At 63.8% G+C, this 21,792-nt stretch carries 21 protein-coding genes and 2 pseudogenes; 6 read left to right on the top strand and 17 right to left on the bottom strand.

Annotated features, from left to right (window positions below; genetic code table 11):
- Nucleotides 1–435: 435 nt before the first annotated feature.
- The gene (locus tag EO136_RS05765) at nt 436–585 is read left to right on the top strand and encodes a DUF1127 domain-containing protein (RefSeq protein ID WP_127143509.1); all 150 of its coding nucleotides are present in this window, start codon (nt 436–438) and stop codon (nt 583–585) included.
- A gap of 96 nt (nt 586–681) precedes the next feature.
- On the opposite strand, the gene EO136_RS05760 is transcribed toward EO136_RS05765, so the two are convergent.
- A complete protein-coding gene (locus EO136_RS05760; RefSeq protein ID WP_164730460.1) occupies nt 682–1,332 on the bottom strand; it encodes a glutathione S-transferase family protein in 651 nt (216 codons plus the stop codon).
- 146 nt (nt 1,333–1,478) lie between these two features.
- On the opposite strand from EO136_RS05760, the gene EO136_RS05755 reads away from it, so the two are divergent.
- The 3 genes and pseudogenes from EO136_RS05755 to trmFO all read left to right on the top strand — a co-directional run bounded on the left by EO136_RS05755 (nt 1,479) and on the right by trmFO (nt 3,794).
- Nucleotides 1,479–1,628 carry a DUF1127 domain-containing protein gene (locus EO136_RS05755; protein WP_127143507.1) on the top strand — a complete coding sequence of 50 codons (150 nt, stop codon included), beginning with the start codon at nt 1,479–1,481 and terminating at the stop codon, nt 1,626–1,628.
- A 143-nt stretch (nt 1,629–1,771) separates the two neighbouring features.
- A pseudogene (locus EO136_RS05750) lies at nt 1,772–2,332 on the top strand (type 1 glutamine amidotransferase domain-containing protein).
- 82 nt (nt 2,333–2,414) lie between these two features.
- Nucleotides 2,415–3,794, top strand: a complete 1,380-nt coding sequence (gene trmFO / locus EO136_RS05745) for a methylenetetrahydrofolate--tRNA-(uracil(54)-C(5))-methyltransferase (FADH(2)-oxidizing) TrmFO (protein ID WP_127143506.1) — start codon at nt 2,415–2,417, stop codon at nt 3,792–3,794.
- Nucleotides 3,795–3,801: 7 nt separating this feature from the next.
- Here the strand turns inward: trmFO and EO136_RS05740 are convergent, their stop codons facing one another.
- The 5 genes and pseudogenes from EO136_RS05740 to yajC all read right to left on the bottom strand — a co-directional run.
- Nucleotides 3,802–4,104, bottom strand: a complete 303-nt coding sequence (locus EO136_RS05740; RefSeq protein ID WP_127143505.1) for a DUF6958 family protein — start codon at nt 4,102–4,104, stop codon at nt 3,802–3,804.
- A 102-nt stretch (nt 4,105–4,206) separates the two neighbouring features.
- Entirely contained in the window at nt 4,207–5,037 is an 831-nt protein-coding gene (locus EO136_RS05735; protein WP_246018279.1) for a phytoene/squalene synthase family protein, read from the bottom strand.
- 33 nt (nt 5,038–5,070) lie between these two features.
- Entirely contained in the window at nt 5,071–5,460 is a 390-nt protein-coding gene (locus EO136_RS05730; protein ID WP_127143503.1) for an Mth938-like domain-containing protein, read from the bottom strand.
- 5 nt (nt 5,461–5,465) lie between these two features.
- Nucleotides 5,466–8,006, bottom strand: a complete 2,541-nt coding sequence (gene secD / locus EO136_RS05725; RefSeq protein WP_127143502.1) for a protein translocase subunit SecD — start codon at nt 8,004–8,006, stop codon at nt 5,466–5,468.
- Nucleotides 8,007–8,318: 312 nt separating this feature from the next.
- Nucleotides 8,319–8,648, bottom strand: a pseudogene (gene yajC, locus EO136_RS05720) (preprotein translocase subunit YajC); the annotation flags it as partial.
- A gap of 210 nt (nt 8,649–8,858) precedes the next feature.
- Here yajC and EO136_RS05715 point away from each other — a divergent pair.
- Complete coding sequence (locus EO136_RS05715) at nt 8,859–9,689, top strand: ATP-binding protein (protein ID WP_127143685.1); 831 nt, start codon at nt 8,859–8,861, stop codon at nt 9,687–9,689.
- A gap of 44 nt (nt 9,690–9,733) precedes the next feature.
- Here the strand turns inward: EO136_RS05715 and EO136_RS05710 are convergent, their stop codons facing one another.
- The 10 genes from EO136_RS05710 to EO136_RS05665 form a co-directional block, all read right to left on the bottom strand.
- A complete protein-coding gene (locus tag EO136_RS05710) occupies nt 9,734–10,771 on the bottom strand; it encodes a M23 family metallopeptidase (protein WP_164730459.1) in 1,038 nt (345 codons plus the stop codon).
- Between the two features lie 203 nt (nt 10,772–10,974).
- Nucleotides 10,975–11,643, bottom strand: a complete 669-nt coding sequence (locus tag EO136_RS05705) for a protein-L-isoaspartate(D-aspartate) O-methyltransferase (protein ID WP_127143500.1) — start codon at nt 11,641–11,643, stop codon at nt 10,975–10,977.
- Between the two features lie 2 nt (nt 11,644–11,645).
- Complete coding sequence (gene surE / locus EO136_RS05700) at nt 11,646–12,425, bottom strand: 5'/3'-nucleotidase SurE (RefSeq protein WP_164730458.1); 780 nt, start codon at nt 12,423–12,425, stop codon at nt 11,646–11,648.
- A gap of 9 nt (nt 12,426–12,434) precedes the next feature.
- Nucleotides 12,435–13,739: a serine--tRNA ligase gene (serS, locus tag EO136_RS05695; RefSeq protein WP_127143498.1), complete on the bottom strand. Its 1,305-nt coding sequence runs from the start codon at nt 13,737–13,739 to the stop codon at nt 12,435–12,437.
- Between the two features lie 169 nt (nt 13,740–13,908).
- Entirely contained in the window at nt 13,909–14,745 is an 837-nt protein-coding gene (gene tatC / locus EO136_RS05690; RefSeq protein WP_127143497.1) for a twin-arginine translocase subunit TatC, read from the bottom strand.
- A gap of 3 nt (nt 14,746–14,748) precedes the next feature.
- Nucleotides 14,749–15,528, bottom strand: a complete 780-nt coding sequence (gene tatB, locus EO136_RS05685; RefSeq protein ID WP_127143496.1) for a Sec-independent protein translocase protein TatB — start codon at nt 15,526–15,528, stop codon at nt 14,749–14,751.
- Between the two features lie 34 nt (nt 15,529–15,562).
- Complete coding sequence (locus EO136_RS05680) at nt 15,563–15,790, bottom strand: twin-arginine translocase TatA/TatE family subunit (protein WP_127143495.1); 228 nt, start codon at nt 15,788–15,790, stop codon at nt 15,563–15,565.
- Between the two features lie 141 nt (nt 15,791–15,931).
- A complete protein-coding gene (gene scpB / locus EO136_RS05675) occupies nt 15,932–16,597 on the bottom strand; it encodes an SMC-Scp complex subunit ScpB (RefSeq protein ID WP_127143494.1) in 666 nt (221 codons plus the stop codon).
- A complete protein-coding gene (locus EO136_RS05670) occupies nt 16,594–17,388 on the bottom strand; it encodes a segregation and condensation protein A (protein ID WP_127143493.1) in 795 nt (264 codons plus the stop codon). The genes scpB and EO136_RS05670 overlap by 4 nt, the downstream gene beginning before the upstream one ends.
- Before the next feature lie 85 nt (nt 17,389–17,473).
- On the bottom strand, nt 17,474–19,261 hold the full coding sequence (locus EO136_RS05665) for an SPOR domain-containing protein (RefSeq protein WP_127143492.1): 1,788 nt from the start codon (nt 19,259–19,261) through the stop codon (nt 17,474–17,476).
- Between the two features lie 76 nt (nt 19,262–19,337).
- Here EO136_RS05665 and EO136_RS05660 point away from each other — a divergent pair, with 76 nt between their 5' ends.
- Entirely contained in the window at nt 19,338–19,901 is a 564-nt protein-coding gene (locus EO136_RS05660) for a hypothetical protein (RefSeq protein WP_164730457.1), read from the top strand.
- 119 nt (nt 19,902–20,020) lie between these two features.
- Here EO136_RS05660 and argS read toward each other — a convergent pair whose 3' ends face one another.
- Complete coding sequence (gene argS / locus EO136_RS05655) at nt 20,021–21,772, bottom strand: arginine--tRNA ligase (protein ID WP_127143490.1); 1,752 nt, start codon at nt 21,770–21,772, stop codon at nt 20,021–20,023.
- Between the last annotated feature and the right edge of the window lie 20 nt (nt 21,773–21,792).

Genomic DNA, 21,792 nt, shown 5'->3' with positions numbered 1-21,792 from the left:
GTTTGTCCGCCTGATCTGGAAAGACCGACCCGGCCCCGCCGCACAACCCGAGTTGCGGCGCCCCTCCCTGCCCGGCCGCAGGGCTGCGAGCGACCTGGGAGTACCCCCGACCGACTTCGGCCGGATGACCCGCTCCCTCTTCGATCCGCACGACTAGAACGGCTCCGGGTGGAACTGAAACAGTTCTCCGGTTCGTAAACCCGACAAATCAAAGTCTTAGAGCTCCAGTTCTGATGTGATCAGAGGATATGCTCTAAGCCGCCCGAACTCGGTCTGCAGGCTCGATCCGCAGCAGCCCTCGGCGTTGATTTCGTTCGAACCGACGCCCTCCAGCTATGAGCCTTGCAAAAAATGCATGTCGGCGCTGCTTAAACACGACTACAAAGGTAGTGTAAGTCAGGTTATATAGCTCTCATCGAAAGCAAGGAGACAAACATGAGCATTCGCAAGACCTTCAAGAAGTGGTCGGCCTACCAGCGCACGGTGCGCGAGCTTCAGGCTCTGGACAACCGTGAACTGAACGACCTCGGCATCATCCGCGGCGACATCGAACGCATCGCTCGCGACCATGCAAGCCAGCTTTAAGTTCGATACGACCTCCAACGTGCGGACAGAAAAAAGGCATCCCGATCAAGGATGCCTTTTTTGATTCCCGGGGTCTGCCGGGCTTCTTACCGAGGCCTATTCGACCGCCCGCAGCTCCTCATACGAGACGCACACCGTCTTTTCGAACGCGGGCCTCTCGCGAAGTCGCGCGTACCAAGTCTCGAGGGCCGGCATGGGCGGGCGCTCCATATCCATGGTGAACCACCTGTATAGTGACGATCCGGCCACGATATCGGCATAGCTCAGCGTCTCCCCGGCCAGATATGGCGTTTGGGTCAGCCGGTCTTCGAGTTTCACAACACACCGGGTCGCCGCCGCCTGCGCTTCGATCACCGCCTGCGGGTCTCGCTTGGATGACGGGGTGCGCACCAGCAAGATGAACAGCTTGAGCCATGCCGGCTGGAACGTGGATCCGGTCCAGTCCGTCCACTGATCGACCAGCGCTCGATCCACCGGGTCTTCGGGCCAAAGGCCTGCCTGCCCGAAGCGCGCGCAGACGTAGCGAACGATGGCATGGCTCTCCCAGAGCACCAGCCCCTCATGTTCGATGACAGGCACGAGCCGGTTGGGGTTCATTGCCGCGAAGTGGTCTGTATCGACCTTGCCGTATTTTCCGCCGGCATCCCTGCGCTCATAGGCGATGCCCATCTCCTCGAGCACCCAGAGGACCTTCTGCACATTGACCGAACTCTCCCTGCCCCAGACCACCAATTCCGGATTGCTCACGCGCGCCTCCTCTCCTGTTAACACTGCGTTACCGCCGCCAGCGGGAAGTCATGCATAGATTGCAAGCCCGAGTTGAGCAAACCCCATCTGCTCATCACCGCCCTCCTGGTCTATCTAGACCATGCAAGACGCAAAGGAGTAGGAACATGGATATTCGCAAGTCGTTCAGGAGATGGTCGATGTATCAGCAAACCGTTCGTGAGCTGAATGCTCTGGGCAATCGCGAGCTGAGTGATCTCGGCATCAACCGGGCAGACATTCAGCGCATTGCACGCGATCATGCCGGATCGCTCTGAGCTGATAACCTCACATAATTGCCAAGCTTGAAGGGCATCCGGGCGTACCGGGTGCCTTTATTTTTTCCTTCTCAGGTTGTTCGGAACGCGGGCGGGATATGATCGTTTCACCACACCCAATAATTGAGAGTGTGAGAAACGACATGCATGACATTTCAGGCAAGCGGATCGCGATCGTGGCGACTCACGGGTTTGAGCAGTCCGAACTCGAGGTGCCGCGGGACCGGTTGAAGCAGGCTGGCGCCACCGTTGAGGTGATTGCGTTGGAAGCCGGCGATATCAAGGGCTGGGACACTGACGACTGGGGACGGGCCGTCCCGGTCGACAAGACAATCGATTCGGTCAGCGCCGACGACTACGACGCCATCGTGCTCCCGGGCGGTCAGATCAATCCGGACCTGCTGCGGGTCGAAGACAAAGTTCTGAGTTTTATCAAGGACTTCTGGACATAGAAAAAGGTCGTGGCCGCCATCTGCCACGCGCCGTGGCTGCTGGTCGAGACTGGCATTGTGCGGGACCGGAAGGTGACCTCCTACCCATCGGTCAAGACCGATGTGATCAATGCCGGTGGGAAGTGGGAAGACAGCGCGGTGGTGACCGATCAGGGGTTGGTGACCAGCCGGAATCCGGGCGATCTGGACGCTTTCTGTGCCAAGATCGCGGAAGAAATCGCTGAAGGAAAACACGAAAAGCGCGTCGCGTGAGCGCGCCAGACTGAGGTTGGTTTGCACGGCCGGCGCGCGTATATCAGGGCATGATCTACGTGCAAGAGAGGCATAACAGGCCATGACAGTCGTGCATATCGTCGGTGGTGGGCTCGCGGGGTCCGAAGCGGCCTGGCAGGTCGCCGGACGCGGCGTCGACGTGGTGCTCCACGAGATGCGCCCCGTGCGCCCCACCGACGCCCACCACACCGATGGGCTGGCCGAACTGGTGTGCTCCAACAGTTTCCGGTCCGACGACCACGAGCACAACGCCGTCGGACTGCTCCATGAGGAAATGCGGCGCGCCGGCTCGCTCATCATGAAATGCGCCGATGCCCATGCCCTTCCTGCTGGCGGAGCTCTGGCGGTCGACCGGGACGCGTTTTCCCAGGCTGTGACCCAGGCCATCGAAAGCCATGAGCGAATCACCATCGCCCGCGAGGAAGTGGCGGGACTTCCGCCTGCGGATTGGGAAAATGTCATCATAGCCACCGGCCCGCTGACATCTCCCGCGCTGGCGGATGCGATCCAGAAGCTCACGGGCGAGGATTCGCTGGCGTTCTTCGATGCGATCGCGCCGATCGTGCATGCCGACAGCATCGACATGGATATCGTCTGGGCCCAATCGCGCTACGACAAGCCCGGCCCGGCCGGCACAGGCGCGGATTATCTCAATTGTCCGATGACCGAGGACGAGTACAACGCCTTCATCGACGCGCTGCTCTCAGCGCCGCTGCACGAGTTCAAGGACTGGGAGAAGGTCCCCTATTTCGACGGCTGCCTGCCGATCGAAGTGATGGCGGAACGTGGGCGCGAGACGCTGCGCCATGGCCCCATGAAGCCGGTGGGCCTGACCAATCCGCGCGATCCGGAAACCAAGCCCTATGCCATCGTGCAACTGCGGCAGGACAATGCACTGGGCACGCTCTGGAACATGGTCGGCTTTCAGACCAAAATGCGCTACGGCGTCCAGACCGAAATATTCCGGAAGATCCCCGGGCTCCAGAACGCTCAGTTCGCACGGCTGGGCGGCCTGCACCGGAATACATTCATCAATTCCCCCAAGGTGCTGTCGGCCGATCTGACCCTGCGGGCCGACCCGCGGCTGCGCTTTGCCGGCCAGGTGACGGGCGTCGAGGGCTATGTGGAGAGCGCCGCGATGGGCCTGCTGGCTGGTCGATTCGCGGCGGCCAAGGCCAGAGGCGAATCGATTACGCCTCCTCCGGCCACAACCGCGTTCGGCGGGCTGCTGGCACACATTACCGGTGGCCACCTCGAAGCCGAGGCGTATTCGGGCGCGCGGAGCTTCCAGCCGATGAACGTCAATTTCGGGCTGCTCCCGACCGTCGAGATCAAAAAGCCCGAAGGCCTGACCGGCCGCTGGCGTGGCCCGGAAAAGGCCAAGGCCAAGAAAAAGGCAACAACGACCCGCGCGCTCGCCGATCTGGCGGGGTGGCTGTAGGTCCGGCTTAAGCGACCTGATGCAGCCTGAGCGGCTTGGTCTCTTCGCGGGCGATGATGTGCTTGGCTTCGAGATCGAGTTGCACGGCCTTGAGCCACCAGCCGGCCTTCTCCCCGTCCGGATAAAGGTCCTGAGGCAAATGTGGCATGAGTGCCATTTTTGCCTCAGCCACTGTCATGCCCGGGGCCGTTTTGGGCAGGACAGCGAGCAGCGCGGTGCGCATTGCCTCGTATTTCGCGCGATCGACGCGCGCACTGCGGCCCGGGGTCGTGATGCTTTCGATCTCAATCGTGTCGGCGCCTTTGGCCATCAGACTCCCCCAATGTTGCGATGACTGCCGTCCTGCAGGTGGCTAAGTTGGACTGTGGTCTCGATCAAGCCAAGCGCGTTCGGGTCTGGCACCGACGCGATGCTATTGCCGCACCATCCAACAGAACACGGCAACGAGGCGTTTGAAAGCGGGAATCTCCGCCGGGATCGCGAAGACGTCCGGGCCAGTGCGGCGCGATTCGGCACGCAGCAATTGCTCGACGAGCGCGGTGGAAGCGAAGGCCGGGCGGACGTTTGCAGACAAGGCCCCAATCTGCGCCTTCGCCTTTGCGAGGTGGTCGCCGGCGATTTCCCTCAATTGCGCGAGCGCGGCGTCGATCTCCGGACCCGGAGTGCCCGAAAGGATATCGACTTCGCGCACCCCATGGGCGGAGAACACCGACAGGGGCAGGTAGATCTGTCCGCGTGAGGCATTGAACCCGAAAGCCCGGACATGGCCGGCGAGCGCATGGGCGACGCCCAGATGACCCGAGGCATCAGCTGCGGCTTCGGCTGTATCACCGCTCAGCATCATGGCGGCATATTGATAGAGCACAGAGATCGTCTCACCGGCATAGCCCTCGAACTGGTCCATGTCGGGCATTGGATCGTCGAAAAGATCGAACCGCCGCGCGGCCAGGAGCCGAAGCAGCGGGCCGGCGGGCAGGCCGTGATGATCGACGGTGTCGAGCAGCGCTGCGGCGACCGGGTTGGCGCGCACCGTGCCGTGGCCCTCGCCTTCGAGGGCATCGACCCACCACTGCAGCCTGATCTCGCCGGGGGCGGGCTCGCTGACGCGCTCGCGGATGGCGGCCACGTCGGCGGCGAACGCCCAGAGGGACTGAACAGCACCCCTGTGCGCTTTGGGGATGGCAAGGCTGGCGGCGTAATGGCCGAAATCGAGATCGCGCAGCATGCGCGCCGCATGCTCCACGTCGGTCAAGGTGCGCTCATCTGTCAAACGGCTCTACCGGGGGTTATCGACCGCGACCAACGCCGCACCGACAGCCCGGTGCTCGTTGAGCAGCACATTGTAGGTTCTCACGGCACTGCCCGTCGAAACGGCCTCTGCGATGATGCCGCGTTCGCGCAAAGCTGAGCGGATGGCTGGATCGAGCCGGGCGATATCGGGGCCCATGCCGACCAGCAACACATCGAGTGCCGGTTCCTCGAACACCCTTGCCAGCGCCTCGAGCGTGATCTCCGCGCTCGAGGTGACGGGCCAGGCATACATGCCCGAGGGCAGGCAGAGGACAGAGCCGCGATGGGACATGTCCGCGAAGCGGAAGCCCTCGTTCCCATAGGCATCGATTGTTGCCTGATGGGGATAGTGGCCCTGCCCCTTCTCCCAGTTCATCGCACTCAGACCGATGCTCCATCAGCACGGCGCTCGGGCTTGGGTGCCTCGACCTCGGCCTGGCTGCGGGTCTTGACTCCCAGATACATGAGAATTGGCGCCGAGACGAAGATCGACGAATACGTGCCCACGAACACGCCCCAGGCCATGGCGAGGGTAAAGCTGCGGATGACCTCGCCGCCAAAGACCACCAGCGCGATGAGCGCCAGAGCCGTTGTGCCGCCCGTTAGGATGGTGCGGGCCAGAGTCTGGTTGAGCGAGAGGTTGATGATCTCCATCAACGACATGCGTTTGTACTTGATCAGATTCTCTCGAATTCGGTCGTAGATGACCACGGTATCGTTGAGCGAATAGCCGATGACCGTCAGCACCGCCGCGATACTCGAGAGGTTGAACTCCAGTTGCAGCAAGGCAAACAGGCCGACGGTCAATATGACGTCGTGGATCAGCGCAACGATCGCGCCCACGCCGAACTGCCACTCGAATCGCAACCAGACATAGACCACGATCCCCAGCATGGCCACGAGGATGCCGACCACGCCGTTGAACGCCAGTTCGCTGGACACGGTCCCGCTGACCGCCTCGACGCGCCGGACCTCATAATCCTCGGCCACTTCCTCGGTGATCTGGGCCACGGCGGCCTGCTGGGCGTCGTCGCCCTCCTGCGTGCCGATACGGACCAGAACGTCTTCGGGCGTGCCGAACTCCTGAACCTGGATTTCACCAAGCCCCAACCCGCCGAGCCGCTCGCGCAGATCGGCGATATCGGCCGCCCCCTCGCTTGCCTGCAACTCGATGGCACTGCCGCCGGTAAAATCGATGCCGAAATTCAGCCCGCGCGTGGTTTCGAGCGCAAGCGTGCCGGCGAACAAAAGCCCTGTCACCGCAAAGCCGATCATCCGCCAGTTCATGAACGGAATCTTGGGCTCGAGCGGGATGACCTTTTCGAGCATGTTGACCCTGAGCGTCTTGGGCCGCTTGAACTGGAACCAGTAGCCGACGAGGAGCTGGGTCACGAGGTAGGCGGTGAAGACGGTGGTCACGACGCCGATGGCGAGCGTGACGGCAAAGCCCTGAACAGGACCCGAACCCAAAAAGAACAAGACGACGGCCGCGATCAGCGTGGTGACGTTGGCGTCCACAATGGTGGTCATCGCGCGTTTGAAGCCCGTTTCGAGCGCCTGATAAGGAGATCGTCCGGCTGCCGCTTCCTCACGTATGCGCTCGAAGATGAGCACGTTGGAGTCCACTGCCATGCCGACGGTCAGGACGATGCCCGCGATGCCAGGCAGGGTCAGTGTCGCCCCCAATGTCGAGAGCGCCGACAGGATCATGCCCACATTAAGGATAAGCGCGACGGTGGCGAACACGCCGAACAGGCCATAGGCGGCGACCATGAAGATGACCACGCCAACGAGCCCCACGGCACCGGCCGTCAAACCGGCCGAGATCGAATCGGCACCAAGGCTCGGGCCCACCGTGCGCTCTTCGACCACATCGAGCGTGGCCGGCAGAGCGCCTGCGCGGAGCAGAACGGCAAGATCGCTGGCTGTCTCGGGCGTGAAATTGCCCGAAATCTGACCGGTGCCGCCGGTGATGGCCTGCTGGATCACCGGTGCGGTGATCACCTGGTCGTCAAGGACGATCGCAAAGCGCCGCCCGACATTCTGCGTCGTGATCTCCCCGAAGGTGATGGCGCCCTGGGTGTTGAACCGGAACGTCACGACCGACTGGTTGCGGTCGTCGAACGCGGGCTGGGCGTCGACGAGTTGCTCGCCGCCCAGGCTGACGTCCTCATAAAGCAGTTCGTTGGTGCCGTCGTTGCTCGGCAGAATCATGGTTCCCGGCGGCACGCCCTGGGCCTGAGCCTGCTCGGCGGTCATGCCCGGATAGACCATGTGGAAGGTCAGGCGGGCGGTTTGCGAAATGAGGTCCTTGAGACGCTCGGAATCATCGAAACCCGGCACCTGGACCAGAACGCGGTCCTGTCCCTGGCGCTGGATGACCGGCTCGGTGGTGCCCACCTCGTCGATACGGTTGCGGATGACTTCGACCGACTGGGCGACGAGGGTAGACATGCGGTCAGCGACCGCCTCGTCGCTCAGCGCGATGCTGAGGATGCCGTCGCCAGCTGTTTCAAGCGTCACTTCCTGGATGGCGGTGCCAGCGAACATGGTGCCGTCGCCGACCTCGGTCAGCGGCTCGAGCGCCGCGAGCGCGGCAGCGGCCTGGGCATTGTCGGTCAGTTCGACCGAGAGAGTCTGGCCCTGAGTGGTGATGACGCTGCCGATGCCTTCATCGATGAGGATCGAACGCGCCTCGCGGCGGATGTCGCCTATCCGGCCCTCGACAATATCGTCGCGATTGACCTGAAGCAGAAGGTGCGATCCCCCCTGCAGGTCGAGGCCAAGCACGATCTGCTGCTTGGGCATGAAATCCGGCCAGCCCGCGACGGTGTCGTCGTCAAGAAAATTTGGCGCCAGCATCAGCACACTTGCGAGTGCGACCAGTATGATGACGGCGGTCCGGATGGGGTTGAACTTCATGCGTGGTGTCCTGAATGGCCCGGAAAAGCATGCTGGGCCGCATGCGCGCGGCCCAGAAGCTGGAAATGTCGACTGCCCTGAACCTCAATTGTGGCCAGAGCGTGCGCGATCGGCTCAGGTGGACTTCTTGTCATCCCCGGATGCAGGCTCGCTCGTGGTCTCGGTTTCGGGCGCAGGCTCGACGGCCGGGGCGGGCTCGACCTGCTCGGCCTGGGGCTCGATCCTGTCGGCTTCGGCCCTGCGACCGCCCTTTTTCTTTTCCTGGCGCTTGTTGTCCTGACGCTTGGGCTCGGCTGCGGGCGCCTGGCCGCCATTGTCGTTGACCGGCTCGGTCCGTGTGCGCACGTCGGAAATCATCGAGCGCACGACCTTGACCTTGGTGCCGGCTGCGATCTCGATTTCGAGGTCTTCGCCATCGGTCGCCTTGGTCACCTTGCCGACGATGCCGCCGCTGGTGACCACGGTGTCTCCCCGCTTGATGGCCTCGAGCATCTGCCGGTGCTGCTTCATGCGCTTTTGCTGCGGACGAAAGATCAGGAACCAGAAAATGGCGATCAGCAGAATGATCGGAACGAAGCTGGCGATAAAGTCTCCACCGGAAGGGGCGGCTGCTCCCTGGGCGAAAGCGGGAGAAACGAACATAAACAACGACTCCTTGAGGCTGCTTGTCAAAGCGCAACGGCTTGCCCCATATAGGGGCGCGTTTAAACAGAGGCCGAACATGCCCCTGAAAATTTGCGCGGACTATACAAGCGAGGCCTGCGAAACGCAAAGCCTATCGGACCGCGCCAAGGAGGACCACCGTTGACCACCCTTCCCGACCTCGCCGGCATCGCAGCCAATCTCGAAAGCATGGCGCGATCGCTCGCCCGGATCGCAGGCGGGGACGACCGGCCCATCGCGCTCGACGCCGAGGCGGATGCCTATCTCTGGGATGCGGGGGCGAGACAGCTCGTGCCGGTGCGGTCGGTCAACCGGGTGCCGCTCGACCTGCTGGCCGGGGTCGAGAACCTCAAGGCCATCCTGCTCGAGAACACGCTGGCCTTCGCCCGCGGGCACGGGGCCAACAACGCGCTGCTGTGGGGCGCGCGGGGAATGGGCAAGAGCTCGATGGTCAAGGCGGTTCACGCCCACATCAACGGGATGGAAGATGAAGAGCTCGAGACGCTGATTCTCATCGAGATCAACCGAGAGGATCTGGGCACCCTGCCCCACCTGCTGCGCTTCATCGCCAGCCGGCCCGAGCGGTTCGTGATCTATTGCGACGACTTGAGCTTTGACCGCGACGAGACGAGCTACAAGGCGCTCAAATCCGTGCTCGATGGCGGGCTAGAGGGCCGGCCGCGCAACACGCTGTTCTATGCGACCTCGAACCGGCGCCATTTGATGCCGCGCGACATGATCGAGAACGAATCCTCGACCGCGATCAATCCGGGCGAGGCGGTGGAGGAGAAGGTTTCGCTCTCGGACCGGTTCGGGCTGTGGCTGGGCTTCCACAAATGCGACCAGGATACCTATCTCGACATGGTCTCGAGCTATGTGGCGTACTACGACATCCCCGTGGATGCGGCAGAGCTCAAGGCCAAGGCCATCGAATGGGCCGCCACACGCGGATCGCGGTCGGGCCGCGTCGCCATTCAGTTCGTGCGGCACCTTGCAGGCGAAAAAGGCCGCGCGGTGTGAACCGGCGCGGCCTTTGAGATAATCCGTGAAGGGGCAGTGACCGATCAGCCGGCCAGGTGCGGCATCGGATCGATCGGGGTCGCGCCGCGACGGATCTCGAAATGCAGCTGCGGTCGGGTGACCGAACCGGTGGTGCCCACCGTGCCGATCGCGTCGCCGCGGGTGACGCTGTCGCCACGCACCACGCCGATGTTCTGCAGGTGCGCATAGGCCGAGACGAAGCCGTTGCTGTGCCGGATCAGCACCAGATTGCCATAGCCTTCGACCGCATTGCCCACATAGATGACTTCGCCGGTTTCCGCGGCGCGCACCGAAGTGCCCTCGGGGGCCTCGATATTGATGCCCGTGCCGCGCGACGCCGCGAAATCGGTGATGACGCGGCCCGAGACCGGCCACCGGAAATTACCCGTGGCCGAGCTTTCGGCAGGTGCTGCAGCGGGCTGCTGGCTCTGTGCAGGGACCGAGGCCACCTCTGCGGGCTGCCCCGAAGGCGCGGACTGAGCCGGAGCGCTCGAGGCGGAAACCGATGCGGTATCGCCATTGGGCGCGCTCAGCTGCTGAACGCCATTGGCTGGACTGGCCGAAGCGACACGTGTCTCCTGCCCGCGCTGGGCCAGAAGATCGGGCCGTCCGGGTATGACCAGCTGCTGGCCGACCCGGATGCGATCGGGCGAGTCCAGATTGTTCGCCGACACGATCTCGGTCGCCGACACATCGTAACGGCGCGCGATCGTATAAAGGGATTCGCCGGAGGCAATGGTGTGCCGGTACTGATCGCCCGAAACGACTCCGAGTTGCGGAGAGGACGATTGAGCAGGCGGCGGAGACGAAGGAAGCGGCTGCGCCTGTGGCGCTGAAGCAGTCTGAGCAGGCATTGTCTGGGTACTCGTTACTGACGATGATTGCAAAGGCGGAAGATCCTGGGAGACGACGCCGGACTGCTGGCCCATGGGCTGCGCGGTCGAGCGATCGATGATCATCGGGCCACCGGGCGCGCCGCCACCGATATTTGCCGGGGGCACGAAGCCGGGCATCGGTTGGGACGACGCGGCGACGCCTTGGGACGAAGCAGACGCCGTCATCATCGGATCGCTGCCCTGGGAACCCAGAGTGGCGCATCCTGCGAGAACCAACGAAGCGGCTGCCATCGCCAATCCGGAGGTAGCGCTGCGGAGAAAAGGGGCAGTTACGCGAAAACTCATCGGGGCTACTCGTGAACTCGTCTACTCGATGGCATTAGAGTAAACTTGTTAAGGTAAAGACGAGCTTAAAATAGTTCGCATATTCAGATTGTGCTCGGACGCGCCCTTCCCCGCACCAGAGGCGGCAAACGAACGGTGCCCAGTTCGGCCTCGATCAGGATGTCGTCGGCCCTCTCGATGCGCAGGAGAACCTGGCGCTCATTGGCCGGTCCGACAGCCAGAACCGCCACACCGCCATCGGCAAGCTGCTCGCCAATCGCCTCGGGCACATCGGTGACCGACCCGTTGACGAGGATGCGGTCGAAGGGTGCCTGCATCTCCAGCCCGCCAAGCCCATCATCGCTTATACCCACGATATTGGAGCTTCCGATGGCCCGCCAGCGCGCCTGGGCGGCAGCGGCCAGTTCGGGGTGCCGCTCCATGCTGAACACCCGCCGCGCCATCCGGCCCATGAGTGCCGCCGAATAGCCCGAACCCGAGCCCACCTCGAGAACCTTGGCGCCGGCCAGCGGGACGAGCGCCACGATCATGCCTGCCAGGATGGTGGGCGCGGTAATCGACTGGCCGCAGCCGATGGGCAAGGAGCGGTCGCGATAGGCGTATTCGCCATGAGAATCGGGAACGAACCGCTCATGAGGCACCGATTCGAAGGCATTGAGGATGTCGGAGTCCGTGACCCCCATCTGGCGCAGGAGCAGAATCAGGCCGGCGCGCGCTTCGAAATACTCGTCGCTGCCGCCCCCGAACGCCATGGTCAGCCGCTGGCCACGCCCGAGAAGGGCAGCCGCCCGTCATGGCGGCGTATCAGGTTCATGTCCGTCTGCTGCAGCAACAAAGGACTCACCGTGATTGCGTTGGTTTCGTGCAGGATATGGAAATCGGCGTCCACGTCCAGCGGCTTGGGCGTCTGCAGGATGGTCACAAAATGCTTGCCGGCATTGTCCGAAGGGTAAAGCTCGAACGGCGAGCGCGCGAACCGCTGATGGGGAGCAAGGCGAATGCCCGAGACCTCTTCGGCGGCGCAGAGGGGGAAATTGACGTTGAAATAGATATCACCCACGTCGCCCATGGCCAGAATTGCGCGTACCGTTTCGGCCCCATGGGCGATGGCCGGAGCCCAGTCGATGCCCTCATGGCCAAGATCGAAATCCATGGCCTGGCTGAGCGCGATGCCTATGGCGCCGTGCAACCGCCCTTCGCGCGCGCCGGCAGCCGTGCCCGAACAGTGGAGAATATCGCCAAGGTTCTGGCCGCGGTTGACGCCGGAGAGAACCAGATCGGGCCGCTTGTCCTTGAGCACATGAGTGACGCCGGCCACCACGCAATCGGCCGGTGTGCCATCGAGCGCAAACACCCGCTCTTCCCGCTGATCGAGCGCGATCTCATAGCCGAACGTGAACCGGTGCCCGGTGCCGCTCTGGTTGGCGCTGGGCGCCACGACCCACACATCGTCCGAAAGCTCTGCCGCGATCGCGCGCAGAACCTCGAGCCCCGGCGCATCGACGCCGTCGTCATTTGTCAGCAGAATGCGCACTGTCAGGTCCTAACTACCAATTCGGTCCACTCCCCCCATATACGGTCGAAGGACGTCAGGGATTGTGACGGATCCGTCCGCGTTCTGATAGTTTTCCATTACCGCGATGAGCGCGCGGCCCACCGCCACGCCCGACCCGTTGAGCGTATGAACGAATCGCGGCTTGCTGTCAGCGGCGCGATAACGGGCATCCATGCGGCGGGCCTGGAAATCGCCACACACCGATACCGAGGAAATCTCGCGATAGCTGTCCTGACCGGGCAGCCATGCCTCTATGTCATAGGTTTTCTGGGCGCCGAACCCCATATCGCCCGTGCAGAGCGTGACGACGCGGTAGTGGATGGCCAGACGCTTGAGGACTTCTTCAGCGCAGGTCAGCATGCGCTCATGCTCGTCGCGCGAGGCTTCGGGCGTGGTGATCGACACCATCTCGACCTTGTTGAACTGATGCTGGCGCAGCATGCCGCGGGTATCGCGCCCTGCCGAGCCTGCCTCGGAACGGAAGCAGGGTGTGAGCGCGGTAAAGCGGAGCGGCAGCTCGTCCTCGGACAGCATGGATTCGCGCACGAGATTGGTGAGCGGCACTTCGGCGGTCGGGATCAGCGCCAGCCGCCCATCGCCGTGCCCGGCGAAAAAGAAATCACCATCGAATTTGGGCAACTGGCCGGTGCCGAACATGGGCTCGTCGCGCACGAGCAGCGGCGGCTGGACTTCCGTATAGCCGTGTTCATTGGTGTGCAGGTCGAGCATGAACTGGCCGATGGCGCGCTCGAGCCGCGCCACCTGCCCCTTGAGCACTACAAAGCGGCTGCCCGAGAGTTTCGAGGCGGTCTCGAAATCCATGCCGCCCCAGGCTTCACCGAGCTCGTAATGCTCCTTGGGGGCAAAACCGAGCGACGGCATCGCTGGGCGCGTGGCCTCGGATTCCCCGGCGCGGAAATAGGGAATATTGTCGGCCTCGTCTGCGCCTTCGGGCACGTCATCGAGCGGCATGTTGGGCAATTGCGAGATCGCGGTCCGCAGGTGCTCGTTGAGCGTGCGCTCGCGCGCCTCGAGCTCGGCTAGCCGGTCCTTGAGCCCGGAAACCTCGGCCATGAGAGCCTGGGCCCGGTCTTCGTCCTTTTGCGCCTTGGCCTGGCCGATCAGCCTGGACGCGCCGTTGCGCTTTTCCTGAACGGCATTGAGTTCGGCGACGACGGAGCGGCGCTCCTCATCCATGGCGACCAGCGACGACGCTGCCGGGTGTGCCCCGCGCCGGGCAAGCGCTGCATCAAAGGCTTCGGGATTGGCGGCGATCCACTTGATATCGAACATCGAAGGCTTTCCGTTGAGGCTGCGTCGGTTGGCCTCTCGGTACCCGAGCCTGCCGACGCTGACAAGCGCCCGGCACCGCGCAGGCGCGTTTGCTCTGTGCCTGGGGCGAAAGTCGCGATCCATCTCGCTGGGTTGCGCGTGCCGCAGGCCGGGCAGACAACCAAGCCGATCAGGACCCCTCGAGATCCTTGAGAATCCGGGCCTCGCGCGCCTTGCGGCGACGTTCCACGAACCGCACGGCTACGATCGAGAGCTCGTAAAGCCCCAAAAGCGGAATGGCGAGCCCGATCTGGGAGATCGGATCGGGAGGCGTGAGAAACGCGGCAACCACGATAACCACGATAACCGCGTATTTACGCCACCTCTTGAGGTCCTCCTCCCCGATCAGCCCGATCTGGGCGAGCAATGTGAGGATGACCGGAAGCTGGAAACACACACCGAACGCCAGAAGCAGCGTCATGATGAGCGAGAGATATTCGGAGACCCGCGTCACCATCTCGATCGAGACGCCACCGGGATCGACCTGCTGCATACCAAGGAAGAACCCGAGCGCCAGCGGCATGACCCCATAATAGACAAGCGCCGCACCAATCACAAAGCAGATGGGCGTCGCGAACAGATAGGGCAGGAAAGCGATCTTCTCGTTCTTGTAGAGCCCCGGGGCAACAAAGCCGTAGACTTGGGTCGCTATGACCGGGAAGGCCAGAAATATGGCAGAGAATAGCGCCACGGAGAGCTTGGTAAAGAAGAATTCCTGCGGTGCGGTATAGATCAGCCGAACCTCTTCGGGCGTGCCGGCGGCGGCGATGAACGGGCCGAGCAGGAAATTGTAGATGTGATCGGCGACCATGAAGCAGCCGATGAACAGCACGGCTATGGCCAGGACCGTGTAGATCAGCCGGGTGCGCAGCTCGGCCAGATGCTCGACCAGCGGGGCTTCCGAGCCCTTGAGCTCGTCTTCGGGCTCTGCGGCGGTTTCAGCCGAGGTCTTGTCGGTGGCGGTCATGGATCAGCGGTCCCCGCCCTGGTTTTCGGCAATCTTGCTCTCGGTGGAACTGTCTGCGGCAGGGTTGTTGTCTGTAGCTGCCGACCTGACGGTTTTTTTCGGAGCCGCGCGCTTCCGGGCCGCAGCCGGCTTTGCTGCGCCCCCGGCTTCGGACGATTTCGACGTGGTCTTCTTGCCCGCCGTGGATTTCGTCCCGGTGGCCTTTTTGGCAACGGACTTTTTTGCGGCGGGCGTCTTCGCTGAGGGCTTGGCGGGCGCCGGCTTGGCGGTCGTGGGTGCACGGGGCGCGGGCGCGCGCGGCTTGGCCTTGGTCACACCCTGATCATGGGAGAACCGGGCGTCCTCGCTGCCCTCCTCGGCCTTGGACGGCGTAGCAGCGCCCGAGGCGCCTGCAACGACTGTCGTGCCGGCGGCGGCCTCCGGCGACGTTTTGGGCGCGATGCCGGCACGCTCGCGCAGGGTTTCGGCCACGCTTTCGGTGTTGGGATCGGACGGCTTGATCTTGCCGGAGGGCACGGTCTTGCCACCGCGCATGGTGTTGAATTCGCGCGAGATCTCAGAATGGGTCTGCTTGAGCGGGTCAGAGAGGGCCTTCTTGGCCTCCTTGACCTCGTCCATGGCAATCGCCTTGTCGATTTCCCGGCGGAATTCGTTGCTCATGCGGCGGACGCTGCCCATCATCCGCCCGAGGTTGCGCAAAAGCATCGGCAGGTCCTTCGGACCCACCACGATCAGCGCCACCACAGCGAGCACCATAATCTCGCTCCAGCCCAGACCTAGCATGGCTGTTGTTCCCCAGACCGCACGTTACCGAGCGTCACGCGTCCTTGCTGCGATCGATATCCTTGGCCTGGTCCACCGTGGTGGGCTCGGCCGTGGAGTTTCGTTCGATTTCCGCGACGGGGGTGTCGTCTTCGGCCATGCCCTTGCGGAACGCTTTGATGCCGCCGGCAACCTCACCCATCATGCTGGAAATCTTGCCGCGACCGAACAAGAGCAGCGCGGCCACCGCAATGATCAAAATGCCCCAGGGACCCGGATTCATGAATGCACCTCCTTTTGTCGACCGCAGATCGGTCGGCACGTGCGTTGACAGATATGGGGAAACAGCGTCGAAAACAAGGACGAGCTCCCCCCATTGTGCGTCGAGAATGCACAATCGCGCGAAATTGCAGGGCTGCAGCGATTATGAATTTTCGTCGTCATCGAAAAGCGTATCTCCTGAATCGCCCGCATCGAGCGGCTCTTCGTCGTCGCGCAGCGCCCCATCGAACGGCAGCGGCACCTGAAAGCCGGCAGGAAGCCGGCTCGAGAGCAGGCCGGCGCCCTTGAGTTCATCGAGCCCGGGAAGATCGCCCAGCGATTCGAGGCCGAAATGATCGAGAAAGCCTTCCGTGGTGCCATATGTCACAGGACGACCTGGAGAGCGGCGGCGGCCGCGCATGCGCACCCAGCCGGCTTCCATCAGGACGTCCAGCGTGCCTTTCGAGATAGACACGCCCCGGACCTCCTCGATCTCGGCGCGAGTGACCGGCTGGTGATAGGCGACGATCGAGAGGGTTTCGAGCGCAGCGCGAGAGAGAGGCCGCGCCTCGGTCTCGTCGCGGCGCAGAAGGAAGCTCAGATCATCGGCGGTACGGAAGGCCCATTTAGAGCCGCGCTGGACGAGGATGACTCCCCTGCCCGCATAGAGCGTCTGGAGGTCCCCGATCAGCGCGTCGATATCGGCATTGTCAGAGAGATAGGGGCGCAGATCCTCGAGCGAGACGGGGTCGCGGGAGGCAAAGATCAGCGCTTCGAGCACGCGCAGGTTGCGGGCAGCCAATTCGCTGCGGTCTTCTCCAGCGCTCACGAATCGGACTCGCTGGCCCGGCGGCGCATCAGAAGGGGGGCAAAGGGCTCGCTCTGGCGCATTTCCACCGTGCCCAGCCGCACCAGTTCGAGCGATGCGGTAAAGCTCGAGGCCAGCGCTGTGGTGCGCTCCTCGGGCCTGGCGAGGTACTGGGCCAGATAGCTGTCGAGCGCCACCCATTCAAAACTCTGGCCGATCAGGCGATCGAGGATCTCGCGGGCTTCCTGCAGCGCCCAGACGGTGCGCTGGCTGGGCGCGTATTCTGCAGGGATGCCACGCTCGCGCTGGGCGGCATACGCCCTGAGCAATTGGTAGAGATCGGCTTCCCAGAGGCTGTGGCGGGTGACGGTCACCGGCTCGGGCATGCCCCGGGAGAAGACGTCGAGCCCCAGCCGGGCCCGCCGCATCAGCCGGCCCGAGGCCTCGCGCATGGCATCGAGCCGGGCGAGCCGAAACTGGAGCATCGCGGCCATTTCCTCGCCGGTGGGCTCCTCGTCATCGGCCTTCTGGGGCACCATGAGCCGGCTCTTGAGATAAGCCAGCCACGCCGCCATCACGAGATAATCGGCGGCGATGTCGATGCGCTGGCGGCGGACTTTCTCGATGAAGCCCAGATATTGCTCGGCCAGCGCCAGCACCGATATCCGCGAGAGATCGACCTTCTGCCTGCGTGCAAGATCGAGCAGCAGATCGAGCGGGCCTTCATAGCCGCCCACATCCACATACATGACAGCCTCCGAGGTCGGGGGCCGATGCGGCTGGGAGAAGAAGTCGGTGGATGGCTCGGCCATGAGGGGCTGCGGACGTTGATGGACGATGGTCTTTCAACCATCGCCATTCACCCATCAAGCGTCAAGCTGACCGCAGGCCGAGCCGTTAGTTGTTCAGCACGAAACAGTCGCCGCCCTGCCCCTGGATGGCACCACACACCGCATTGGCATCCGCAAGGGTCGGCTGCGGCAGGCGGACACGGTAGTAGATGCCGCGATCCTGCAGATCGACGCGGCTCACGTCGAGCTCAACGCCCCCAAAGAGGCTGCCATAGCGCGAAAGCAGCGAGGGGATGTCCGCGCGCGCGGCGTCCTCGCTGCGCTGGGAGGACAACTGCACCCATGCGCCCACGCCCCCGGCATCGACCGGAGCGGCGACCGCAGTTGTCGTCTCGGGCGTGCTCGCAGTCTCGACAGGAGCCGGCGTGGTGACAGCAGACGTTTCGCCGGAGCCCGCGCCCAGATCGGCCGGTCGCGGGAGTGGCGCGGGAACGGATGCGGCGTCCGTTGCCGCGGTCTCGGTCGGCGCTACAGCCTCACCCGTTTCGGCCGGGGTATCGAGCGTTGTGGGATCGAGCGTTGCGCCCGAAGTCGGCATATCACCCGGGGCCGCCTCTTCGCCCTCGGCCATCGCCGAGGCAATCGCCTCGCCGATCGGATCGGAGGTTAGCGTGCTGTTGGGCACCGCGGGCACGTTCGGACGATCGACGGGCAGCGCGTTTGCGCCGGCCATGGCGTCGTCGCTTGTCACGATCGTTCCGTCTGGGCGAACGGTGACCGTGCGGACGGGCCGATTGGCCAGCCCGCCTTCTTCCTCGACGGGGGCCAGAAGCGAGGAGACCTCGGTTCCCGTCGCACCACCGGTCTCATCGCGGGACACGAGATTCTGGCTGCCCTCAGGATTGGCAGAGCCATCCATTTCACCAAAGACGACCGACTGGCTGGCCGCGGTTTCGGCTTCCTGCGATTCTGCATCGACCTTGAAGGGCTCGCTGTCGGCGGCGAGAATCGGAGCATCGCCATCCGGGCCCGAGCCGGTGAAGAATGTGAGGTACACGCCCCCGAGGCCGACAACGATCAGCGTGCCCAACAGCGCGGGCACGATGAAGCCCATGGACCGGCCGCGCCGTGCGCGCGCCCTGGGGGGCGCATCGGCGTAGATGTCGTCCTGAGGTGCATCGAGATCGGGGTCCACGGGCTGCTCGGCTGCATAGCTGCGCAGCTCGGACTGCCCCAGATCGTTGGCTACCCGATCGGATGGAGTGACAGGCTCGGAATAATCTGCGCCGAAATCACGCTCGATTTCGGAGGGGCGGGCCGAACTGGCCGCGGCGGCAGCAATGATCGCGGACTCTGCAGCGCTGAGCCCGGCATCGTCCCGATAGGCCTCGTCCTGATGCTCATCGCTTTCGTCGAGAAAGCTGGAGCGCACCCGCCGGCCGGAAAACCCAGACGCATTGTCGCTGACCCGAGCGGCCTCGCCGATCAATGCTTCGATATCGCGAAGCGGATCCTGAGCGTGATCGTTAGCCTGCGGATAGACCTCCTGGGTAACGTATCGATCCGAATGCACCGCTTCCCACTCATCGTCCCGGGAAAAACGCCCCTGGGGCTGATAGGTATCGGGGCGGGCCGTTTCCCTCGGCTCGATATAGGGCTCCTCGCCATCGCGCGCGAAGGCGTCCTGCTCGGCAGATTCTATCAGAGCCGCTATCGGGTCGGGTCCGTTGCCGCCATGACGTGGCGCATCATCAAAAGAATCGTCGTCCCCGAAGGCATCTGACGGCTCCTGCGGAGCGAATCGATCATCGGCGCCCTGATGGTTGCGGGGCGCCTGCGCGGGTTCGCGCCAATCCCAGGTCGGCGCCGAGGGTTCACTCCGCTCTGAAGTCACGCCCGGCACAGGTACGGACGGCGAAGAGGGTGCAGGGCGGTCAAACGATGGCTCCTGGCGCTCCGGGCGTTCCCAGATGGGAGCTGGCGCCGGGGCGATGGGCCGGGGCGTCCACGCGGCTTCCTGCCGGGGCGCCGCAGGCTGGGCGGCCGCCGCGGGACGCGAAGGCGTGGAAGCAATGCGCGGTTCGGCAAAGGATGGCTCGGCCCGCGAAGGCCGGCCTTCCGCTACCGGGGCCGAAGGGGTGGACGGCACGCTGCCGGATGATGCGGGCGCGCGAACCTCTCCACCACCATGCCCGAAATCAGGCCGTCTGGACACCGCCGTGCCCGACCCGGGCTTTGCCGCGGCATCGGACGGGCGAAGAAACGAGGAATCGACGCGCTGGGGCCGCGCGCCCGAAGGCGCGGACGGCTCCGGGGCCTCTGAAGGGACGGCAGCGGAAGGCCGGGACGGCACAGATCCCATCGGGGGACGTGCGGGCTGGCTCGCACCAGTGGGCTCCATCGGCGGAGCGACCGGCCGGCTGGGACCGCTCACCGGAGGCTCGCGACGCTGGGACGGCGTATTGTGCGCCATGTCGCGGGCATCCTTGGCCACAAGTTTGGCCAACTCCGCGATGAGATCGTCAGAGTCCTGATCGGTCTGCGATGGCGGTTGCTTGGGAGTATCCATATATCGGCGCCCTGATTTGCCCGGCCACGACTTACTCTCCTCTTGAGGAGATCACAGGCACGTATTCATAGCAATGCGCCTGAATTATGAAAGCTCGGTCGGCGCAGTAACGCCGAGCAAGCTCAAGCCATTTGCCAAGACCTGCCGCACGCTCAGAACCATAGCGAGTCGCGCTGATGTCACTGTCGGGTCGTTCTGGTTAACAAAGCGTAAGGCCGGATCGTCCTTGCCGCGCGCCCAGAAGGAATGGAACTGGGCAGCAAGCTCGTGCAGATAAAATGCGACGCGATGGGGCTCGTGCGCCCGGGCCGCGGCATCGATCTGCCGGGGCCAGATGGCCACCATGCGCAGGAGCTGGCGTTCTTCGGGGCCCGAAAGCTGCGACAGGTCCGCGCCGGCAAGCGCCTCGGTGCTGATGTCCAGCGAGGGCATGTCCCGCTCCGCGTTCTTGAAGACCGAGCAGGTCCGCGCGTGCGCATATTGCACGTAGAAGACGGGATTGTCCTTGGTCTGCTCGCGCACCAGCGCGAAGTCGAAATCGAGCGGTGCATCGTTGCGGCGGAACAGCAGCATGAACCGCGTGGCGTCGACCCCGACCTCCTCGACCACTTCGGCGAGCGTCACGAGCTCACCGGAGCGCTTGCTCATCTTGACCGGCTCGCCGTTCCGCATGAGCTTGACGAGCTGGCAGAACTGCACGTCGGTCTGCACCCTGCCCTCGGAAACGGCTGAAACGGCGGCCTTGATGCGCGCCGCATAGCCCGAGTGATCGGCGCCCAGGACGTCGATGATTGTGGAAAAGCCGCGCTTGACCTTGTTGCGGTGGTAAGCGATGTCGGCGGCGAAATAGGTGTAGCTGCCGTCCGACTTGACCAGCGCCCGATCGGTGTCATCGCCGAAAGCGGTGGCGCGGAACAGGGTCTGCTCGCGATCTTCCCAGTCGTCGGGCAACTTGCCTTTAGGCGGATCGAGCCGGCCCTCATAGACCAGATCGCGCGTGCGCAGCCAGTCGAGGGTTTCTTCGATATCTCCACCCGGCCCGTGCAGGGTGCGCTCTGAAAAGAAGACGTCGTGCTCGATATTGAGCTTTCTGAGATCGGCGCGCACGAGATCCATCATCTGCTCGAGAACGATGTCCTTGACCGTGCCCAGCCACTGCTCTTCGGGCTGGTCCAGCAGCACAGGGCCGAACCGCTCGGCCAACCCCTGGCCGACCGGCACGAGGTAATCGCCAGGATAGAGCCCTGCGGGGATTTCGATGACTTCCCCCAGCGCCTCGCGGTAGCGCAGGAAAGCGGAGCGCGCGAGAGTATCGACCTGCGATCCGGCATCGTTGATGTAGTATTCCCGCGTCACGTCGTGGCCCGTATAGGCCAGAAGCGCAGCCAGTGCATCGCCATAGACCGCGCCCCGAGTGTGGCCCACATGCATGGGGCCGGTCGGATTGGCCGACACATATTCCACGTTGACCTTCTCGCCCTGCCCGAAATCGGTGCGGCCGAAATCCCCGCCCCGCACGAAGACCTGTCCGATGACCTCGTGCCAGAGCGCGTCTTGGAGCCGGAAGTTGAGAAAACCGGGCCCTGCGACCGAGACCGTCTCCACATCCGCATCTGCGCCGAAATGATCGGCGAGCCGCGCTGCGACCTCGCGCGGATTGATGCCCAGCGGCTTGGCGACCACCATCGCGGCATTGGAGGAGATATCGCCGTGCGCGGGGTCACGCGGGGGCTCCACAACCACCCGTCCCAAGACGTCGTCCATCCCGGAAAGCTGCGGGTAGGCAGCCTTCAGCGCATCGGTCACGCGTCCCTGAAACAGGGCAAAAATATCCATTGAACAACCAGCCTGAGAGG

This window comes from Pelagibacterium montanilacus, assembly GCF_003992665.1.
GTDB lineage: Bacteria > Pseudomonadota > Alphaproteobacteria > Rhizobiales > Devosiaceae > Pelagibacterium > Pelagibacterium montanilacus.
Note: the sequence above shows the minus strand (reverse complement) of the source record. Positions and strands in the feature narration are given on the sequence as shown.